Origin of the sequence: Sphingobacterium sp. HMA12, from assembly GCF_002933815.1 — a bacterium.
GTDB lineage: Bacteria > Bacteroidota > Bacteroidia > Sphingobacteriales > Sphingobacteriaceae > Sphingobacterium.
This window is the reverse complement of sequence record NZ_BEYR01000001.1, coordinates 1,415,517-1,436,666: the sequence shown is the minus strand read 5'-3', so window position 1 is coordinate 1,436,666 and position 21,150 is coordinate 1,415,517. Positions and strand designations below refer to the sequence as shown.

21 protein-coding genes are annotated in these 21,150 nt (G+C 38.4%); 9 read left to right on the top strand and 12 right to left on the bottom strand.

All coding sequences use genetic code 11. The annotated features are described in order from the left end of the window. Positions 1–7 precede the first annotated feature (7 nt). The gene (locus HMAT_RS06170) at positions 8–595 is read right to left on the bottom strand and encodes an outer membrane beta-barrel protein (RefSeq protein ID WP_104381887.1); all 588 of its coding nucleotides are present in this window, start codon (positions 593–595) and stop codon (positions 8–10) included. Between the two features lie 234 nt (positions 596–829). Beyond that, positions 830–1,714: a cation diffusion facilitator family transporter gene (locus HMAT_RS06165; RefSeq protein ID WP_104381886.1), complete on the bottom strand. Its 885-nt coding sequence runs from the start codon at positions 1,712–1,714 to the stop codon at positions 830–832. 293 nt (positions 1,715–2,007) lie between these two features. Between HMAT_RS06165 and HMAT_RS06160 the strand changes: the two genes are divergently transcribed. Then, positions 2,008–2,703, top strand: coding sequence for an alpha/beta fold hydrolase (locus HMAT_RS06160; protein WP_104381885.1), 696 nt, complete (start codon positions 2,008–2,010; stop codon positions 2,701–2,703). Positions 2,704–2,787: 84 nt separating this feature from the next. On the opposite strand, the gene HMAT_RS06155 is transcribed toward HMAT_RS06160, so the two are convergent. The 4 genes from HMAT_RS06155 to HMAT_RS06140 form a co-directional block, all read right to left on the bottom strand. Continuing rightward, positions 2,788–3,351, bottom strand: coding sequence for a TlpA disulfide reductase family protein (locus HMAT_RS06155; protein WP_233789125.1), 564 nt, complete (start codon positions 3,349–3,351; stop codon positions 2,788–2,790). Between the two features lie 753 nt (positions 3,352–4,104). Continuing rightward, positions 4,105–4,326, bottom strand: a complete 222-nt coding sequence (locus HMAT_RS06150; RefSeq protein ID WP_104383322.1) for a cation transporter — start codon at positions 4,324–4,326, stop codon at positions 4,105–4,107. A 26-nt stretch (positions 4,327–4,352) separates the two neighbouring features. Next, positions 4,353–6,770 carry a heavy metal translocating P-type ATPase gene (locus HMAT_RS06145; RefSeq protein ID WP_104381884.1) on the bottom strand — a complete coding sequence of 806 codons (2,418 nt, stop codon included), beginning with the start codon at positions 6,768–6,770 and terminating at the stop codon, positions 4,353–4,355. A 167-nt stretch (positions 6,771–6,937) separates the two neighbouring features. Beyond that, on the bottom strand, positions 6,938–9,193 hold the full coding sequence (locus tag HMAT_RS06140) for an excinuclease ABC subunit UvrA (protein ID WP_104381883.1): 2,256 nt from the start codon (positions 9,191–9,193) through the stop codon (positions 6,938–6,940). Between the two features lie 75 nt (positions 9,194–9,268). Here HMAT_RS06140 and HMAT_RS06135 point away from each other — a divergent pair, with 75 nt between their 5' ends. From HMAT_RS06135 to HMAT_RS06100, 8 genes are all read left to right on the top strand, one after another. Continuing rightward, the gene (locus HMAT_RS06135; protein ID WP_104381882.1) at positions 9,269–9,694 is read left to right on the top strand and encodes a MarR family winged helix-turn-helix transcriptional regulator; all 426 of its coding nucleotides are present in this window, start codon (positions 9,269–9,271) and stop codon (positions 9,692–9,694) included. Between the two features lie 84 nt (positions 9,695–9,778). Further along, complete coding sequence (locus HMAT_RS06130) at positions 9,779–10,174, top strand: VOC family protein (protein WP_104383321.1); 396 nt, start codon at positions 9,779–9,781, stop codon at positions 10,172–10,174. Positions 10,175–10,266: 92 nt separating this feature from the next. Continuing rightward, positions 10,267–11,361 (top strand): DNA alkylation repair protein, encoded by a 1,095-nt coding sequence (locus HMAT_RS06125; RefSeq protein WP_104381881.1) that lies wholly within the window; start codon positions 10,267–10,269, stop codon positions 11,359–11,361. A 323-nt stretch (positions 11,362–11,684) separates the two neighbouring features. Further along, positions 11,685–11,897: a hypothetical protein gene (locus tag HMAT_RS06120; protein ID WP_199768562.1), complete on the top strand. Its 213-nt coding sequence runs from the start codon at positions 11,685–11,687 to the stop codon at positions 11,895–11,897. 97 nt (positions 11,898–11,994) lie between these two features. Further along, positions 11,995–12,297 (top strand): hypothetical protein, encoded by a 303-nt coding sequence (locus tag HMAT_RS06115; protein WP_104381880.1) that lies wholly within the window; start codon positions 11,995–11,997, stop codon positions 12,295–12,297. A gap of 172 nt (positions 12,298–12,469) precedes the next feature. Then, the gene (locus tag HMAT_RS06110) at positions 12,470–12,805 is read left to right on the top strand and encodes a hypothetical protein (RefSeq protein WP_104381879.1); all 336 of its coding nucleotides are present in this window, start codon (positions 12,470–12,472) and stop codon (positions 12,803–12,805) included. A gap of 126 nt (positions 12,806–12,931) precedes the next feature. After that, complete coding sequence (locus HMAT_RS06105; RefSeq protein WP_104381878.1) at positions 12,932–13,516, top strand: hypothetical protein; 585 nt, start codon at positions 12,932–12,934, stop codon at positions 13,514–13,516. A gap of 59 nt (positions 13,517–13,575) precedes the next feature. Beyond that, positions 13,576–14,127 (top strand): dihydrofolate reductase family protein, encoded by a 552-nt coding sequence (locus tag HMAT_RS06100; RefSeq protein ID WP_104381877.1) that lies wholly within the window; start codon positions 13,576–13,578, stop codon positions 14,125–14,127. A 98-nt stretch (positions 14,128–14,225) separates the two neighbouring features. On the opposite strand, the gene eptA is transcribed toward HMAT_RS06100, so the two are convergent. The 6 genes from eptA to HMAT_RS06070 form a co-directional block, all read right to left on the bottom strand. Next, entirely contained in the window at positions 14,226–15,746 is a 1,521-nt protein-coding gene (gene eptA / locus HMAT_RS06095) for a phosphoethanolamine--lipid A transferase EptA (RefSeq protein ID WP_104381876.1), read from the bottom strand. A 282-nt stretch (positions 15,747–16,028) separates the two neighbouring features. Continuing rightward, a complete protein-coding gene (locus HMAT_RS06090; protein WP_199768561.1) occupies positions 16,029–16,385 on the bottom strand; it encodes a hypothetical protein in 357 nt (118 codons plus the stop codon). A 543-nt stretch (positions 16,386–16,928) separates the two neighbouring features. After that, positions 16,929–18,200: a glucose-1-phosphate adenylyltransferase gene (locus tag HMAT_RS06085; RefSeq protein ID WP_104381875.1), complete on the bottom strand. Its 1,272-nt coding sequence runs from the start codon at positions 18,198–18,200 to the stop codon at positions 16,929–16,931. A 317-nt stretch (positions 18,201–18,517) separates the two neighbouring features. Next, on the bottom strand, positions 18,518–19,702 hold the full coding sequence (locus tag HMAT_RS06080) for a metallophosphoesterase (protein ID WP_104381874.1): 1,185 nt from the start codon (positions 19,700–19,702) through the stop codon (positions 18,518–18,520). A gap of 282 nt (positions 19,703–19,984) precedes the next feature. Then, entirely contained in the window at positions 19,985–20,440 is a 456-nt protein-coding gene (locus HMAT_RS06075; protein ID WP_104381873.1) for a VOC family protein, read from the bottom strand. Positions 20,441–20,486: 46 nt separating this feature from the next. Next, positions 20,487–21,134: a TetR/AcrR family transcriptional regulator gene (locus HMAT_RS06070; protein ID WP_104381872.1), complete on the bottom strand. Its 648-nt coding sequence runs from the start codon at positions 21,132–21,134 to the stop codon at positions 20,487–20,489. Positions 21,135–21,150 lie beyond the last annotated feature (16 nt).

Genomic DNA, 21,150 nt, shown 5'->3' with positions numbered 1-21,150 from the left:
AATCCATTTAAAATAATTCAAATTTGAATCCCAGTTGATATTGTTCAATATCCGCAGTCCAATTGTCAATAATATTATTTGTCCTATTAAATTTTCGATATCGAAAATAAACTCCACCCAATTCTGCACCTAAACTGTAACCTGTTCTTGGTTTACTACGAAACGCATTGTCTCCATTGTTCAATTTATAGCGATCATCATTGAGTAAAAAATTAAAGTCGAGACCACCCATAATTGCGATAGTACGGGTAAAGTTTAGTTTCAAATAGAGTGGTACACTCATATAGGCTAACTTTCTGGTACCGGCCCCAATCCCGTGCTCACGCTGTGCTGTCTGGTCATTATTTCGGACCCGCATCAAGTTATAAACTGGTTCAGCTTGTAAAGCGATGTTTTTATTGAAATGATATGTAAGATCCCCTCCGATCTGAAAACCGACTCTCTTATTTGAGCGAAAGGCAGAGCCATCTGTATTTGATAGATTCCCCCCTGCCCGAATGCCCATCCCAAATTGTGCTGAAGCTTTGTGTGTGGACAATAGTCCAAAAATTATTGTTACGGCAAATACAATTTTCTTTCTTTTGTTGACTGGCATACAATGTCATTTACTATTTAAGTTCCTCCTGGTAATTCTGTTAACGTAACCGAATGCCTGGTTGTATACAGCCAAATCGTAATCCAACAGGAGAATGCTGACAAAAAACTATTTTTAGAGAAGTAAGTTATTACTTAGGATAAAGCTAAAAGAAAAATAAATACAGATTGACTAAATTATACGAATAGCCTTATTTTATATACGAACACCCTAATTAGCATTAAACTTCTTACTTCAGTCGATACTTTCGCAGGGCTCAATGTGGATCATGACATGTCCCAGGTCTGGGATGTGTTTAATCAAATAATCTTTGAGTTGATGCGCCAAAGCATGTCCTGCCTTCACCGTAATTTCACTGTCGACAATCGCATGTAGGTCGACGTGATATTTTGTTCCTGATTTTCGAACATAACATTTTTCGGTAGCTTTGATCCCTTTTACTTCCAATGCATATTTTCTGATATCTTCGATCACCTCAGCGTAAACATTTTCATCCATAATTTCGCCAAGGGCTGGTCTAAAGATGTGATAGCAGTTATACAAGATGAATCCGGCTGCAAACAGTGCAGCATAGTCATCTGCATTCTCATAGCCTTTTCCTAATATCAAAGCGACAGATATCCCAATAAATGCTGCAACTGAAGTAATTGCATCGCTTCGATGATGCCAGGCATCTGCTTTCAGCGAGGAGCTATTGGTCTCTCGACTCTTCTTCATCACGATTCGATAAGAGCTTTCTTTCCAAATAATGATCCCACCCAGGACAAATAAAGTCCAGGGTTTAGGGAGTTCGTGCGGTGTCCCGATATTTGCTATACTTTCATAGGCTATAATTGTAGCTGACACAATGAGAAAGCCTACGACAATAAAAGTGATAAGTGGCTCCACTCTTCCGTGGCCATAAGGATGATTCTCGTCTGCGGGCCGTTGTGCGTACTTTAGTCCGAGAAGAACGAGAAAGGAAGAGAAAATATCAGCCGTTGATTCTATGGCATCTGCGATTAGTGCATAAGAATTCCCAAAAAAGCCCGCCAGCCACTTTAGCAATGCCAGTATAGCATTTCCAATAATACTGAAATAGGTGGTTCTTACTGCTGTTTGCTCTTTAAGTTGCGACATATCAATACTGCTCTGATGTAGTACGAAGGTAGTATTTTTATTGTCAACGATAAAGAAAGTATATAATTCAATGTTGTGACGTATTGACAAAAGTTTTCAATAACTTTAATATAAAATTATCCTGCTCGCCGAAAATGGAGATTTCAATTGGTTGCTCAAAAACATATCGCCAGCTATCTCGAGGTCAAACTGCCATCGTTGAGTAGAATCCGTCGACGGATTTTAAAACGTCAACTTAAGTTATATATTTAATAGCAACTTAAATATATATTTGTTTATAAACTTCAACGAACATGGGAAATCAAAATGTAACAATTATTTTAGTGCACGGAGCCTGGGGAGATGGATCCCATTGGCGACATGTTATTGCAAATCTTCATGCGGAAGGTTATACGGTTCGGAGCGTACAAAATCCATTGACATCTGCCGAAGATGATATTCAGAAAACGAAGGATTTAATTGACTTACAGGTAGGTAAAGTTGTGTTAGTTGGGCATTCTTACGGCGGAGCAGTTATATCGGCAGCAGGGCATCATGAAAAAGTTGCGGGTTTAGTGTATATTGCTGCCTTTGCTCCAGATAAGGGCGAAAGTCTGGGTGGGATATTCAGTCGCCGAGAGCAGCCTTCTGGCGCCGCAAGTATTGTTCCTGATGCAAAAGGATTTCTTTGGATCAAGTACGATAAATTCCACGAAAGCTTTGCCCATGATTTAAACGAAAAAGATGCGATCGCGATGTCTTTAGCTCAAAAGCCAACTCATGGCAGTATTTTCGCCGCTGAGGCGGATGAGCCAGCATGGAAAACAAAACCTAGCTGGTACCAGGTATCGGACAATGATCATATGATACCACCGGCAACGCAAACAGAAATGGCTGAGCGGATCAACGCAAAAAAAATCATTCATTTAGCAGCTAGTCATGCTTCCCTGGCTACCCATCCAAATGAAATTGCTGCATTGATCAAAGAGGCTGTGAGTGCAGTATCTTGAAATCATCGTATTATAAAAAGAGCTAAATGGGTTTAAAATCCATTTAGCTCTTATGATATTTTACTTTAACTATTTGTTCTCTTGTTAATTTGCTTTTGTAAGTTCCGCTAATGCTTTTGCTATCTCTGGAGCAGCATAGTCTCTACTGCCCTCTAAGCGTTCGACTATCTGCCCATTTTTGTCTAGGATTACTGTCGTAGGAATTGATCCACCTAAAAACTCTGGTGGGATTTCTCCTGCGGGAGTGTACAAAGGTAAGTCATAGTTGTTCTTTTCCATAAATGCTGCCGATTGATCGATATCATTATCTACATCCACCATCAGGAATTCAATATTTTTATTATCCTTGAATTCTTTTCTTAGGGTATTTATGGATGGCATTTCATGTATACATGGAGGGCACCACGTAGCCCAGAAGTTAATAAACACAACTTTGCCTTTTAATGCACTCAGCGATACCACATTTCCCGACTTATCTTTAAAAGAAACGTCCGCCACGTTTGGAGTCTGCATCTCCTGGATAGGCTGATCTTTTTCGGTTTCTGGTTTGTTACTCGGTGTTGGATTTCCGCAGGAAGTCGAAACACTTGCCGCAATAATAAAAAGCCCAATACGTATGGTTATACTGTTAAATCTTATATTCATCATTGTATGTGTAAGTTACTATAGTTTATACTCGAAATTTATTGCCTTAATTTTTTTTACCCTGCTAACCTTCAGCTGTATAAAAATGTGAATACAGCTGCTGCCGTTCTGTTGAGAAGACACAAACTTGTGAAAAAAGATAATCCTAAATGCGCAATGTTTGATATTGGAGAAAAATGGGTAAGGTACGTGTGGTTATCTGACTAAAATACTGTATAGCTTTGATCTTCAGGTGTGAATATGCACTAAATGGATAAAATAAAGTATCCGTGCATAAATTCCGAGGTAAAAGAAGGCTCCCTTGAGCAAAGACTGATCGTGTATTTCCGTTCTCTATCGACTCACTGCATCGTTCAGATCCATTTTCAATCAGGACGGTGGGTTGCTTCGCACTTCCTTGGACGGTATTTATCGGTAGCCCGATGAGGCTTTTGATTCCACTCTTTATTGGGCAAGATGTGAACGATACGATGATCAACATAAGAAAAGTCATCACATATTGTCCGTAGTTTTTGAAAATGTTAGATTTAATGTAGCCCATCAATGGCTAAAATAAGCTTAATTGTGCAAGCGCACAAGTGACTGAAGCTATTTTATTTATTTTTAAAGTCCATTCGATAACATTCAAAATGATCTCTATAGAGCAGACGTTTTCACCATGATGTCAACTATAAGCTTTTAAAAAATACCCTATATAGCTAGAAAAAAAAGCCGTCCGGGATAAACCGGCGACTTTTCCTTGATGATTGCAGTTAATTATGCAGAATGTGATTCTGCAATAAAGCCTTTCTTTTTGATAATCTCGATAATTTCTTCTTCGGATATACCGTTTGATTTCACGGTAAGAATCTTATCACTGTTCGATGTGTCGACATTCCATTCGCAGATCCCTTGGGCATTGTCCAGATCAGCACGAACTTTGGCTACACAGCCTGCACAGTTGAGGTTTGTTTTGAATTGAATATTTTTGCTTTCCATGTTATTTAATTTTAATATTATTAATTCTATTTTTCCCATTTTAAACGCAAGCTATTGCTCACTACACTAACACTGCTCAAGGCCATTGCCGCTCCGGCGATCATAGGGTTTAAAAGGAGGCCATTGATCGGAAAGAGTATGCCGGCGGCAAGCGGAATACCGATCACATTGTAAATAAAAGCCCAGAATAAATTTTGTTTGATCGTGGCTACCGTTTGTTTTGACAGCCGGATTGCCTGTGGTATTTTAGTTAAATCCGAGGCGATGATGGTCATTTTCGCCACATCCATAGCAATATCGCTTCCTTTACCCATCGCTATACCGACGTCAGCTGTCGCCAGCGCGGTGCTGTCATTGATACCGTCGCCGACCATGGCCACCACTTTCCCCTGTTGTTGAAGTTCTTTTACAAAGTCAGCTTTGTGTTGTGGCATAACTTCCGCTTTGTAGTGTTTAATACCGGTTTGTTCGGCAATTGCTTTAGCGGTAGATTCATTATCACCCGTAAGCATATAAAGTTCAATGCCCATGGCCTCCATTTCTTGAATGGCCAACACGGAGGTTTCTTTGATTTTATCGGAAATTGCAATTACCGCAAGTGTATTTGTACTGTTTGCAAACCAGATAACAGTTTTGGACTCTTCACTCCATTGGTCTTCCTGACGCTGCAATTCTGTCGCGATGCTGATCCCATTTTCCATTAAAAGTTTCTTATTTCCCACATAATAAGTTTCCAACCCATACTTAGCTTTTGCGCCTTTGCCTGTTATGCTATCGAATGCAGCTATTGGCGTGGCGCTTACACCTGCCAAATGATTGACTAGTGCTTCTGCCAGCGGATGCTCTGACTGTTTCTCAATATTCAATAAGATGCCATTTGTGGTATCATCATCATTTAACCATTGGATACCTGTTACCCGTGGTCTTCCCTCTGTTATTGTTCCTGTTTTATCCAATACGATCGCATCTATGCGTTTGGCAAGCTGAAGGCTTTCCGCATCTTTGATCAAGATACCATGCTCTGCCCCTTTACCGACGCCAACCATAATTGCGGTAGGTGTTGCTAGACCAAGTGCACAGGGACAGGCGATAACTAATACGGTAACAGCAGCCAACAAACCTTGTACCACTCCGTTGTCCCCAACCAAAGTAAGCCACATAGCAAAGGTAAATAGCGCAATGCCGATGACTACCGGAACAAATACACCGGCGATTTTATCGACCATTTTCTGTACGGGTGCTTTACTCCCCTGGGCGTCCTGAACCATTTTGATGATCTGAGCTAGCATGGTCTCCTTACCCACTTTTACGGCGCTAAACTGGAAGCTGCCCTTTTGATTGATTGTGCCGGCAAAAACTTTTTCATTTTCTTTTTTCAGGACAGGTACAGGTTCACCGCTCAACATGCTTTCATCCACGTAGGAGTCTCCCGATATGACCATCCCGTCAACGGCAATTTTTTCACCAGGTTTCACCTGAATGATGTCGCCAACATTGACCGCTGCTATAGCAACCTGTCTTTCAGATCCATCTGCTTGTATCACCATCACTGTCTTAGGTTGTAAGCCCATCAACTTTTTTATGGCTGATGAGGTATTGCCCTTTGCTTTTTCCTCCAACAATTTCCCGAGCAGAATAAAAGCAATTACCACAGCCGCAGCTTCAAAATACACATGTGCATGCAATCCACGTTGATGCCAAAAATTGGCAAACAGCATATTGAAAATACTAAATATATAAGCGATCCCAGTACTTAACGCGACCAGGGTATCCATATTGGCTGAACCATGTTTTGCTTGTTTCCATGCATTGGTAAAAAAGTCCTTTCCCAACCAGAGTACAACAGGTGTCGCAAAGAACCACATAATCGGGTTCGCATAAGGCATATCCATAAAGAACATACCAATTATCACCACTGGTAGAGACAGAATGATAGCCCATATTGTTTTGGTTTTGAGTGTTCTGAATTTTTCAGCGTGAATGGACTCTAAGGTTTCTTGTTGTGTTGCTTCGTCTTCCATCAATAAATCGTAGCCGCCAGCTTGAACAGCTTTCTGGATTTTCGTAGCATCGGTTATATTCGGAAGATATTCGACAGTCAAGTTTCCGGTGGCAAAATTTACGGCAGCATTTAATACTCCCTGCTCGTATTTGACCATACTCTCTGCACTGCTTGCACAGGAAGCACAGGTCATTCCCAATACCGGAAAAGTTTTTGTTATCGTAGATACGCCATAGCCAAGGTCTTTGACAGCCTTTACGGCAGCGGCAACAACTTCATTATCCTTGACAGTGATAGCTGCCCTACGGTTATTTAATTCTACGTTGTGGCTCTCAATCCCTTTTACCAGGGACAGTTCTTTTTCAACAATTAATGCGCAATGTTCGCTTTCAACATCTTCCAATGGAATGTAAATTGTTTCTTTATAGTTATTTGTAGCCATAGCTGTATGTTTAATCTTACATTACAAATTTGCACACAAACGGCTCGGAAATCTTTATGGAATTACTGGATTGATTTGTAAAATTATGGGCTCTTTGATGGGAGAATTTCAATATGTGAAAGTACAATTTAAGTGCAACATAGTGCCGGAGCAAAAAGTAAGTTATATTATGTCATTTTTAAGTGTTGTCGCAGGTATTCTGCTGTTGACGACCTTTTATCTTTTAATAGACTAGCCACTGTCCCTTCAAAAAGTAGTTCACCTCCATATTTACCTGCCCCGGGACCAATATCAATTACCCAGTCGGCTTGTGCAATAACATCAAGATTATGTTCGATCACAATAACCGTATTCTTATTTTTTACAAGGATATCTATAAAGTCCAATAGCTTTTCCGTATCTGTAGGATGCAGTCCTGTACTCGGTTCATCAAGGACAATAATACCATTGCTTTGATGGAGTTTGCGTGTAAGTTTCAGCCGTTGCCTTTCGCCACCTGAAAAACTATCCAGTCGCTGTCCTAGGCTAAGATAACCAAGGCCAAGCTTGGATAATAAATCAAGGGCAGAATGAAATGGCTCTTCGGGAAAAAAGCTGACGGCCTCGATCACCGTCATATCCATAATATCAACTATATTTTTACCTTGATAACGGTAATTTAGAATTTTGGGCGAAAAACCCGAACCACCGCAAAGTTCACAGGCCTGTTCAATATCCTCCATAAAAGCAAGATCAATTTTCTCAATACCTAACCCTTTGCAATTTTCACACGCTCCAAGGCTATTTCGACTAAATAGTTTTTCGGAAATGTTATTAGCTTTTGAAAAGAGTCTTCGAATCGCATCCGATAAATTTAGATAAGTAAGCAGATTTGAACGTACACTAGCGGCGAATAAGGTCTGATCGACTACGATGACTTCTGGGTAAAATGTTGGCAAGACCTTGTTGATTAAGGTGCTTTTACCCGAACCAGCAACCCCTGTAACAACAGATAGAACTTGTTTTGGTATGTTAACATAGATGTTTTTCAAATTATATAAGTCTGCTTGCTTTATCTCCAAATAACCTTTCGCCTGGCGCGGACTTCGATTGAAGTCAAAATGCTCGACAAAATAGGCTCCTGTTTTCCCTTTTGAATCTGGAAGCGCCTCGAATTTTCCCTGGTATACAACTTCACCGCCCGCTTTTCCGGATCCGGGGCCCATATCGACAACCCAATCCGCAATTTTGATCAGATCCGGATCATGTTCAACAATTAATACAGTATTTCCTTTTGCTTTAATCTGTTGGATAATAGCAGCAATATTTTGGAGGTCTTTGGGGTGCAGCCCTATACTCGGTTCATCGAAAATATAAAGTAAATCGGTTAAACTATTGCCGAGATTACGCACCATTTTGATGCGTTGGGATTCCCCTCCGGACAAGGTGTCTGTACGTCGTTCCAACGTCAAATATTGCAAGCCTATGTCAACAATATGTTGTAATTTCCTAATAAGTTCGCTTAACAACACGTCATACGTACTCGAACGTATGGTATTCATGAAGTCGAGGAGTTCATCTATTGCGAGCGATGCACAATCGGCTATACTTTTTCCTGAAATTTTACAGGATAACACCTTTTTATTCAGTCTTTTACCATTACATTCAGGGCAGTCAGTCGTGGTAATAATCTTCTTGAGTACTTCTTTACGGGCGACGTGTTCTTTCGAATCCTTCTTTAGGAATGCTTTTTCGATGCGGGGAATTAATCCTTCATATTTTACAGTTTTCCCCCATTGTCTATTAGGATTTTTGGGTTTATGTTCTGTCGCATTTAAGAGGATCTCCCATTCCCACTCGTTATAGTCTTTTAATTTCTTATTGTTGTCAAAATATCCCGAAAGTATATATCGGGTTAAGCGCCATCCACCGGGCTGAAATGTCGGAAACTTGATTGCGCCCTCATTTAGGGATTTTTCCTTATCCAGAAGCTGCCCGACATCTATAGTCTGCACAAACCCAAGACCTTCGCATTCATGGCACATCCCCTGTGTGTTATTAAATGAAAACACATTGGAATACCCTACGAAAGGTGTTCCCATTCTAGAAAAAAGCAACCTCAATGAGCTATAAACGTCTGTTGCGGTACCTACGGTAGAACGTGCGTTCCCACCTAGTCTTTTTTGATTGATGATAATGGGTACATTTAAATACTCAATTTTATCCACTTCGGGTACTCCAATATGTTGTAATCGGTTTCTGATAAAGCTCGTTTGAGTTTCATTAAACTGACGTTGGGCTTCTGCTCCAATAGTCCCAAACACCAGGGACGATTTGCCCGAACCGGATACACCTGTGAAAACTGTAATCTGCTTTTTGGGGATATTAAGCGAAATATTTTTTAGATTGTTCTGCTTGGCATTTATAACGACGATATGCTCCATTTTATTTATCTTTGGTATTTATTGTTTAACTAAGTTAAGTATATTATTTAACAAAGTTAACTAATATATTGTTTTATGAATGAGAGCGAAGTTGATTTTTATCATGTCTTTACGGACTTACAGTGCTATATATTGGCACACATGAATAAGGGCAATGTGCACGGCGTGACTGCCACACATTATAATATTATTGAGTATATATATAGAAAACGTCAGGTAACAGGAAAACAGATTGCTGAAGCTTTTCAAATCAGTCAAGCGGCTATTTCCAAACAGCTTAAATTTCTGATTAAAAATAAGCTTATCGAGCAGCAACAGTCTGCGATAGATCGTAGATTCTTTGATCTAACAGTGACAGATGAAGGCAGGTATATCATCGACAATTCGGAAAATTTTAGGGAAAGTATTGCAAAAAGAGTTTCAAAATCTTTGACAGATAATGAATTGAAAACACTTACGCTACTTTTACAACGGGTTATGCAAGTTGTAAAAGTGGAATGAAATTAAATCATAATCTTTTTAATGTTGACAGTCTGCTGTCAGTTCGATGGTCTAACTTTGTCCAGCAATAAAAAATTTAATACAATGAAATTTCAATCCAATAGAATTATTACAAGTGACATCAGGAGGTCTGTAGCATTTTACGAAAAGGTTTTAGTAGTTGATGCTCATTGGTTTACAACAGATTTTGCAGAATTGTCCCTAAATGCCTTTACACTGGCTATTGGCAGTACGCAAACATTACAGTTATTTGGAGATGACTCGCCAATTCATGGTGATAATTCAGTTATCATCATGGAATTTAAGGTGAGTGATGTGGATGAAGAGTATTTACGGATAAAAGATATCACGGAAAAAATCATTCAAAAGCCTACCACGATGCCTTGGGGAAACCGTTCACTGTTGTTCTGTGATCCTGATGGAAATCTACTGAACTTCTTCACACCGGTTAGTCCTGCAGCCATTCAAAAATTTAGTTAGGTTTTATCGTTCACTCCATGCTCTGATGTTATTTTCTTTTTAGTTATTTCCTGAATAAGAAAATATATATTTAAACTATTTAGTGTGTATTTATGAGTCTTATTAAGAATATCTATTCTATCAGTTTTTACCAACAACTAGCAGATCAGTTTAGCCGTGTAAAACCTGATTTCGATGGCAAGCAATTTATCAAACGGATTTTTAGCGCTAATTTTAATGATTTAGAATGGAAGGAACGGACAAAACACAGCACAAAAACCCTACATGAGTTTATGCCACCCGATTTTGAAGAAGCGGTTAACTTGATTAATCAGGTTGTCAGAAATTCCATTGCCGCAGGCCATTCTGGTGGTCTCGAATATATTATTTTTCCCGACTATATTGAAACTTACGGTATTGACCATTTTGAATTAGCAGTAGAATCATTTGAATTAGTTACAACCTTCATAACCTGTGAATTTGCGGTTCGTCCCTTTATTATCAAATACAGAGAGCGGATGATCGCCGTTATGGAACAATGGGCTGAAAGCCCGCGTGCGGCGGTCCGTCGTTTGGCAAGTGAGGGTATGCGGCCAAGATTGCCCTGGGCAATGGCTATCCCTTTTTTAAAGCAAAATCCGGCACCAATTTTACCCATTCTGAACTTGTTAAAAAGTGATGTGTCCGAAAGCGTAAGAAGAAGTGTCGCCAATAATTTAAATGACATTTCGAAAGACCATCCAGTTATTTTATTGGAGATAGCCCGGCATTGGAGAGGGACTAGTAGCGAGACAGATGCAATTATCAAACATGCTAGCCGTACATTGCTCAAGCAAGGGCATCCCGAGATTCTGCATTATTATGGTTTGGACGGTACAGATTTCAAGACCACCGATTTATGCATCGAAACTCCGGTCGTAAAGATTGGAGAGAAGGTCAGTTTCTCTTTTCAGATTGAAAATACCCAGCCGTACCCGAAAGCGCTCCGGCTGGAGTATGGACTGTATTATAAAAAATCAAATGGCTTATTATCACGCAAAGTATTCAAAATTAGTGAACGGATCTACCAGGGATCTGAAACCAATCGGATTCAACGAAACCAATCATTTAAAGTAATTACCACGCGAAAATTTTACACCGGTAGACACAAAATATCCATTATTGTCAATGGACAGGAAACATTGACGATGGATTTTGAACTGATTTAGGTTTGATAAGGGCGAGTGCAGGATACTTTTTAATCTTGGGAAATGGTTTAAAACAAAGCAAGCAATAGGATGTTTTTATCTGTAGATTTCTATTTCAGATGATATTGACGTAGATTTCACATGACAAGTAAGATTCTTATAAAAAAGCTTCTTTTTGTATTATTGCTATTGTTAATTGCGCTTTTTGTTGGCCTGTTGATCAGGACGTTAATGTTTCCCTTTGCCCGGATAAAAAAATCCGATACAAAGGCTATTCGGTTAATTCCCGACGATACGATCTTATCCGATTAGCAGGGGGCATCAAGATACCGTTGGTTTCCACCGTGACACCTTACCTAACTGTTGGTGGGACGGATGCAATCAAATACCAGGAACTCAGCAAGAATATCTACCGATTTATGCCTGTCAAGATTAATCATTCTGAGCAACAGAGTCTGCATGGTACGAATGAATACATCAGTATTGAAAACTATATGAAAATGATCGAATATTTCTACTATATTATGCGAAATTATGATGAATCGTCTTCTGATTAACAAGATCGGTGATCACTGCTGGTTTCGAAAATTAAAGTTCTATAGCCGATCGGATTGACCAATACATGTCAGATGTTACAATAAAGCTTAAAACACGATGAAAATTAAACTCTTAATCATATTGCTCCTATGCGCTCTTTTAACTGACAACAGTCTTGGTCAACAAAAACCTTTTCCATTAAAAATAGGTTTAATTGCGGATCCGCAGTATGCTTACCAGGATACAAAAGGAATTCGATATTACAGCAATTCACTTTCAAAATTGTATGCTGCAACCACAGCAATAAATACAGCTCAAGTGAATTTTACGGTTATGGTCGGAGATCCGGTCGACGCAGGAACAAAAGATTTGATTCCTACCTTAAAAATGTCTCGGCGAGCTCAAAGCATCGGTCTATAATTCTGCTAGGTACCTTAACTATGTCGATGTGAAGGACGGTAGTGGCCTTTACAAAGCGTATAGAATGCCCCACCTACTATACCGTGACAATAAAAATAGGCTGTTTTACCTTCCTCAATACCAATGAACTTACCGAATATGCTACAGCCGCCATATCTCGCGTGCAATCTGCATGGCAATTATTAAACAATCGGCTAAAACTCGAGCAACGTTAAATACGCAGCCATGGAAATGGAGGTATCATCCATTATTTCCTGAGAACGGCCTTGAAACACTCGACAACAGGGATATTCTCGCGCTTATTGAAAGATATTCCGGCGTTAAAGCAGTTATTTCCGGAGATCATCATCCAGGTAACTTTGGTAAATATAAAGGAATTCCCATGATTACGCTTGAAGGTATGATCGAAACCGCTAATGACAATGCCTATGGTGTTTTGGAATTACATTTACTTCAGCTGGAATTGAAAGGGCAAGTTTATAAACATAATCCCGTGCGGCTGAGGTAATGTTCACAAAAAATTATCTTAGTGTTAAATTAGATTCGATTCAAATTGCAATTAGATACTGATAAAGAGACTGAAAGCGAAGTTTTAAAATTATCTTTAACGTGCCAAATATAATGAGCAACAGAAATGGAAAAAATAAGAACTTTTCAGCAATATGAGCTAAATAAAATCAGGAAAAATGTTAAAGATAGTGGCCTGCAATTCGAAAAGTTTGGAAGATCTTCAAATATAATGGACTATTCCGACAGGGAAATTAATGAGATGATCCTGGGAATCTATAAGGATAGTAAACATCTGTTGGTTGATGGTGATTACTTTATTGATGTTTCTACAGTTCAGAAAGCGAGCTGCATTTTAACGGATATATCCTATTCCCGTCGGATAAAACCCGATAAAACCTCTCCGATCAAGCTGAAAGATATTAGAAATTTTTATATTGAGGACTATTTTGTGGAGACAAGTGAAAAGTTCTCAAATTCCTATCAACACAGAATTACGGGTTACCTGAAAAAAATTGGCGGTATTAGTCTTGGAAAAGGAAAATACAGTCAGTCTTATTCTATTCCAAATGACTTTAAAACTTTCTACAACGGCATCCCGCTGGACCTCTTCTATCCTATTCAGCATTATATCAATGGCTTGTTTTTTGCTGATGATTACCATGTGGCAACATTTGAAGTTGCTAGCAATCTTACAATTATAGACGAATAGCATACTCTGTTTCGCGCTTTATTTCGTAGATTCAAGTTGTACACCGATGTAAGCAAGATATGAGAAAAGTAATTGCGGCAATTAATATGAGCTTGGATGGTTTTTGCGACCACAATTCGATGGTTGCAGATGATGAAATTCATTGGCATTATACCACCTTGCTGTCTGAAGCCGATACCATACTCTATGGCCGGATAACCTATCAGCTTATGGAGTATTGGCGTCCATTTTTAACAAAACCTAGTGGCTCTAGATCCATGGATGAATTTGCCCATGCTATGGACAGAATATCGAAAATCGTGTTTTCCAGAACCCTTAATAAACTGGATTGGAGTAGCGCTAGATTAGCGCACCGAAATATGTTTGATGAAGTTACGGCGCTAAAACAACAATCTGGTAAGGATATTTTGGTGGGTAGCCCGAGTTTAATCGTATCTTTAACAAATTGCGATCTGATAGATGAGTATCAAATTTGCATCCATCCTATAATAGTTGGAAGTGGTTTACCACTGTTTAAGCATCTAAGCCAAAGGATAGTGCTCAATCGCGTGAAAACAAAAACTTTTAATGGTGGGGCAATAATCATTTATTATAAACCAAAAAGCCGTTAACAAAACCAAGTGTTAGCTGGTCCAACTTAAAGTTTTCTCAATACCTTTGACAAAAAAAATGCGGCTCAAAAGCCATGAATATTCATGATAACAGGATGTTATTTAAAAATATCCTTACTTTCATCATAAATAGGGCTTTGAATATTTAAGAATTTCAGAACACTATGGAATACATGGTTCTGTGTCAGTAGTTTATTTTGCTTTAGCTCTTTTGATGAATTAGATACCCATACGATAAATGGAATATCATATTGTTCTTTAGGTGCAATACTCATTGGTAGCCCATGCATATAAAGATTATTTTCACCTAATGATTCGCCATGATCGGAAACAAAGAGCATGGCACTATCATATTCCTTCAATTCCTTTAAATCATCAATCAGACGATTTAAAATATAATCGGTGTAGACAATTGTATTGTCGTAAGCATTGATAAGCTCATCTTTGGAGCATTTGCCCAGTTCAACACTATTGCAGACAGGTTTAAAGGTTTCAAATTGAGCAGGATATTTCTTACTGTACGTAGGCCCATGGCTGGTACTTGTATGCAATACAATAAATATTTTATCTTTTTTGCTGGCAACAATCTGTTCTTTTAACCCAGCCAGAAGAACCTCATCGTAATTACAGCCCTCTCCTTTGCAGTTTGGTGCCAATTGCTCCGCCTTTTTATAGTCTTTGATGTGAACTGGAGGCTCTCCCCAGTTGGATGTCCGCCAGATCACATCCACATTGTTTCTGAATAAATAATTTGGCAGAATTTCATATAAGTCACTGCTATTTTTATGTTCTAAAATACATTTTACGCCCGCAGTTGTATAAGTAGAGCAAGAGGTAGCGTCAAAATGATATAAGTTAGGAACTTTGGATAGTAAAGGATTGGTGTTTTTCTGGTACCCATACAATGAAAAGTTCTGACTTCGGGCAGATTCACCTATTACCAACACAACAACAGATTTTTTGTTGTCCATGATTTTAGCATCAGGGAGGAGAATTTCTTTTTTATTCTCTTGCTGTTGATGAATATAAAAACGCGTGAAGTTTACGGTGTAAGACCAAGGCATTGCGAGCCCTCCTAATGTCTTTGAATTTTTATCTATCCATAACCAATTACTTGCATTCGCAAATATCAATATAACAATAAATAACAAACTAAGCGATGATGTAATTAAAAACCGCTTTAGTTTTACATTGATTATTTTTACTTTGATAATGTAAATACTGGGTAGGATACCTAATAGAACAACATATAAAATCAATTTAAAGGAAAAGAAACTACTCGACTCCGAATAATTGGTGTTGAGAATATTTCCAACCATTGTTTCATCGATAATAACGCTATAGGTGTTGATAAAGTAAACAGCGATTGCATTGCCAATAAAAAAGAAAACCAATAGAGCCTTGCCCACAAAGCGCGATAGAAAAAACAACAAATAAAGGACAAAAGCATTTAAAACCAACATTAATATCACGAGGCTTAGAATTAAAACAAAGCCATTTAAACTCTTATAGTCAGCATTATTAAAAACGAAGGTAAAAAACGGGAGATGAAAGAATATAAAATTAAGAACACTCATCAATAAGACGAAATGAGTTATCTTTAGGTTGTTTTTTTGCATAAACATCACATTTTATTCAAGTAAAATCATTATTCCGCTCAACGAAAAATTAAAATTCATCAACCGTTTCGATGATCAATATTGTGCCGAAAATAAGAAATAATACAATAAAAAACCGATAAATTTTTGTATTACCGATTTAACTGAAAATTTTCTATTTTCGGACAATAAAGTATGCGTTCATACATGTAAGCTCACTTTCTGTGATAGCGACTAGTTTAAAAATATAAACATAAGGACTTCAGTTTGTTATTAACTTAGTTAAAGCGATACATGTTTCAGTTATAAGCTAAAGCTGTTCAAAAAAAAATCTAATTCCTCTATCGAAACCTTGTTTACTGAAGAAACAACAGCATAGCGATTGCTCTCTAAATATTGAATACTCGTCAACTCGTCACTTTCTGACATACTCCAGTCGAATGAAGTCAACCAGCCTTTATAACTTTTAACTGTTGCTTTGTCTTCCGGCGTCTGGAATTCTTTTAGTTCTAAATAGTTCAGTAAATTACCTTTTATTTGCTCTGATCCGGGACCTGTTCCATCTGTTACCATCAAATAAATGGTCTGCTTCCCTTTTACGTAATTTGCGGTGGCATAGGAGCCTGTTTCCGGGTCTTCGAATGCGTTGACTTCTGTCAATTTAAATCCATAGATCTCGTTTTTAAACTTTGATTATTCGATCTCCTTTACAATCCAAAACAGAGTAAAAAGATCATTAAAGGATACATAACGATAATTTCTGTGATTTGCCAACTTGTAATAGATTAAATAGCTAGGCAACTTAATCTGGAAAAAGCGCAGCAAAAACTTTTTTTAAGTTGCAGTGTTTGCCTAACTAGCAATCTAATTTTTTACAAGACTAACAAAATCAAGGATCTGTAGTTTTAAAACTACAGTTTTGGCTATTGATATATTTGGTTTTATAACTGGGCATGACTTTTGCCAAATAAAATTTATAAGTAATAAATAAAAAAAAGATTATGAGAAGAACACCCTATACTACGACAGTTATTGTCCTACTTGTATTATGTGCAGTAGTACTAATGACAACATGCGCAAGAATTGTATAAATATCAATACGTATCTGATTCTTTAGGTCAGTCAATAAAAGACCAGGCGCATATTGCCCCTAGTCCTTTATGTGCACTTCGAAGGATAAATCGTGTGAATGTAACCATCTATTCAGCATCCGATGCTTACACCATTCGAAATAACTGCATTTTTCTTTACAACAACAATGCCGTCGCAGATGCTGTGTGTCTGAAAGTCCCCATCCGCTAAATGCGGACCTCCTTTTATTCGGACGTCATTTCCGATCCTACAGTTTTTATCTAATATTGCATTTTCTATATAACAACGTTCCCCGACCCCTACTGGTGGTGGTTTTTGTGTATTACCCAATTCAATCACTTCCTCAAGTTGTTCATAATAATCGGAACCCATCATATAAGTCGATTTAATTACGGTTCCCTCCCCGATACGGGAACGGATCCCGATCACTGAACGTTCGAGTTTATCACCATTAAGAATACAGCCGTCGGCAACAACAGTATTGTTGAGGGTCGTTCCCGAAATTTTTGACGGCGGTAGCATGCGTGCCCGTGTAAATACGGTTTCATCAAATAAATTGAAATCAGGAACATCTGCAGTCAATCCAATATTGGCATCAAAAAATGACTTTATGGTTCCGATGTCTGTCCAATACCCGTCAAACTGATAACTTAGCACTTTGTATTTATTGATTGCATCTGGTAATATTTCCTTCCCAAAATCCATACCCGGATTGGCTAAAAGAAGATTGAGCAAAACTCCTTTCGAAAAAACATAAATTCCCATGGAAGCCAGATAATTTCGGCCCGATAGCGACATTTCGTTGGATACTTCCGAGGACCAGTCCAATACTTCCTTCTTATTTGGTTTTTCTGTGAAGGCGGTGATGACATTTGCCTCATTAGCCTTGAGGATACCAAAGCCTGTGGCATCATTGACATTGACAGGAATAGTTGCAATTGTAATATGTCCGCCATTCTGTACATGAAAGTCGACTAGAGCGGCGTAGTCCATTTGGTAGAGCTGATCCCCGGACAGGACAAGGACATAATCATAATCGACATTCAGCAAATGTTTATATGTACGCCTTACAGCGTCAGCCGTTCCTTGGAACCATCGGTCACCCTCGTTCGTTTGCTCAGCGGCCAGTATGTCTACAAACCCCTTACTAAAAATGCTAAAATTGTACGAATTTTTAATGTGTGTGTTTAAAGATGCCGAATTGAACTGCGTCAAAACAAATATCTTATTATATCCAGAATTTAAACAATTCGAAATAGGAATATCTACCAAACGATACTTCCCCGCAATCGGAACAGCTGGCTTAGAACGCTGTTGTGTTAGTGGATAAAGTCGCGATCCTCGACCCCCTCCCAAAATAAGGGAAACTACTTTGTGTACCATATCTCAAATTAAATAATTGGTTTTAAATCTAATTAACTATCGAACTCGTCCGTCCAAGGATCTGTATAACAATCTTCTTAACGACTTTCATTTATATTATGTCAAGCACAGGAAATTTCTTTCTGTTAGATGTAATTGGTTATCATTACTAGCGTGTACCTGGCAGCCTATATTGCCGAGCTAAGCTATCTAAATATAACAAAATTAATTTTTTAAACAAAAAAAAGTGTAGATTACAATCAATTCAGAATGATATAAATGGAGGTAGTCAAAGGAGGTACTAGTTATTTTAGGCATTCGGACTAGTCAGATAAAAACTAAGAAACAGACCTTTTAAGTGTAATGACCGTGATCTCTGGCCACACGCCTATTCTACCCTTTAGCCCGTGAAAACCAAAACCACGGTTAACATACAGGTACTTACCCTGTTTTTGATATAATCCGGCCCACTGTTCGTAAAAATATTGGATAGGACTCCATTTAAGCCCGAAGAGCTCTATTCCAAATTGCATGCCATGTGTATGTCCCGCAAGCGTCAGATGCACATGTTTATCATGCGCCAAGGTGACCCGATCCCAATGTGAAGGATCATGTGACATCAATATTTTAAAGGAATCAGCTGATAAATCAGCTGTTGCCTTACTAAGGTCCCCATATTGATGAAAACCACCCTTGCCCCAATTTTCCACACCGATCAATGCGATGCTTGCTCCCTTTTTATTAATTTTGATAGATTCATTCAGCAAGAGTTTAAATCCCATTTCTTGATGAATTTCTTTTAATCTGTGGAGGTTGGATGCCTTCAAATCAGCATTATCCCATTGTGTATAATCCCCGTAATCATGATTCCCAAGCACCGAAAATTTACCAAACGGTGCCTTTAAAAGTGTAAAGTCTGAAATCCATTTTTCCATTTCGGCAGCCTTGTTATTAACGAGATCTCCTGTAAACAATAAGACGTCACTATTTTGTGCGTTTGCTAAGGCTATCCCCCTCCGCACTCCATCAACGTCGGATAAGCTACCAGAATGAATATCTGAAATTTGTGTGATTTTAAATCCGTCGAATGCATCTGGCAGATCTGGAAAACTTAAGATTTCTTTTTTAACCCGGTAAAAATGCCTTCCCCTTGTGAGGCCGAAAGCGATAACAAATACGATCAGCGCGGCACATATAAGAACGAACTCGCTTAGATATATGTTTCTCGGCGGAAAGCCCTGTACTATACGCAGTAAATCTTCAGTCAATAAAATTGGCAAGGCAACCAGTTTCGGTATATACACAATTAAAAAAGAAGTGATTAAATTGCCTGCTTGCCGCTGAATATCTTTACCCTGCCGTCGGAGAAAAATCAGCGTTAAGACTCCGATGAGCAATAATAAATCTATATACCAATATGCCTTGTGTAAAAATGCAGTATGAAAAACAGTAGTAAATGCTTGAAAAAAATAAATATCACCAAGTATAAATATCAGGAATATGAGCAACAGTCTCTTTGCCATGTTTGAATTGTTTAAATCTATGCTGGCGAAAGATATGCCAAAAATGCCTGGAGAGAAAACGAATGGCTTCTTAAATTAGATATTGATTTCTGTGTGACAATAGGGAATGTAATTAGCTGATCCCTATGTGATAATTGACAGATTGACATGTTCTAAAGTAGCAATGGAAGAAGAAAAATGAGCGGTTCGCTTGTGACAACTGGACAACTGATTATATGCAGACTGTCAGTTGCTGATAAATATAAAAATAGAACGTATGAATAAATAATAATCTTGCGCAGATTATTGCTGATGAACGGGCTGAGCCAAGCCTATGAGTAGTCCCTCCACACCACGAATATAGCAAAGACGATAAGCATTTTCGTACTGCACAAGCTCTCCGACAAGTTGAGCTCCATGTTTGACAAGTCTACTTAAAAGTTCGTCAATATCGTCAACAGTAAACATTGCTCTTAAGTAGCCTAAAGAATTCACTGGGGCGGTCCGATGGTCAGATATCACAGCAGGAGTGAGAAATTTCGATAATTCCAGCCTACTATGTCCATCGGGTGTAACCATCATAGCAACTTCTACTAATTGCGCATGGACACCAGTAATCCGGCCTGCCCAATCACCTTCAATTATACTTCGCCCTTCAAGCTGTAGGCCGAGTTCCGTAAAAAATAGAATGGCTTTGTCTAGAGATTCTACAACGATGCCCACATTGTCCATTCGCAGTAATTTGCTTTGTTGTGCCATAACGATCAATTTAAGAAATGAATTTATATTAATGGGTTGCTAGTTATCAGGATGAAGCTGGCTTTGTCTGCTCTCCGTATGCCCAGGAGAGAATTGTTTTAACCGCATTACGTATTCTGTTTAAACCTTCTTCATTTAATTCAATTTCGCAAAAAGTACTATCCGTGTTTATTGAATGTAACACTAAATAATAAATTCCTGCGGTTAAAATACTGCTAATAGCTCTTAAATCCACATTCTTACCCTCCATTTCCTGATCAGCAAATGCAAAAAACAAAGCGCTCATCTTTTCACGTTCTCTGGTAATCTGCGACATAATCTTAGATTTCTCGCTTATCTGCCACAAAACCGCTTTCTGCATTTCAGTATTCTGAAGAAAACTGTCCATTTGGTTTAATAACAGTGATTCCAAAAAACCTTTTGATCCTTCTTTTGGTGCGGTTCCAAAGTATTCAACAGCACCGAGAGTCGCAGCTACCCAATAATCTTTACTTCTGATGTATGTTTCCACTAAATTGTCAATTGAACCAAAATAAAGGGAAATGAGTTTCCTGTCAACACCAGCAGTTTTAGAAATATTGGCTATTGTCAATCCTGTGTACCCTTTATCTCTAAGCACTTTGCCTACAGACAAAATGAGTTTGTTCATGGTACGTTCTTTATCGTTCTTCTCTCCTTTATAAGTTTTACGCATCTGTTTTCGATATGGT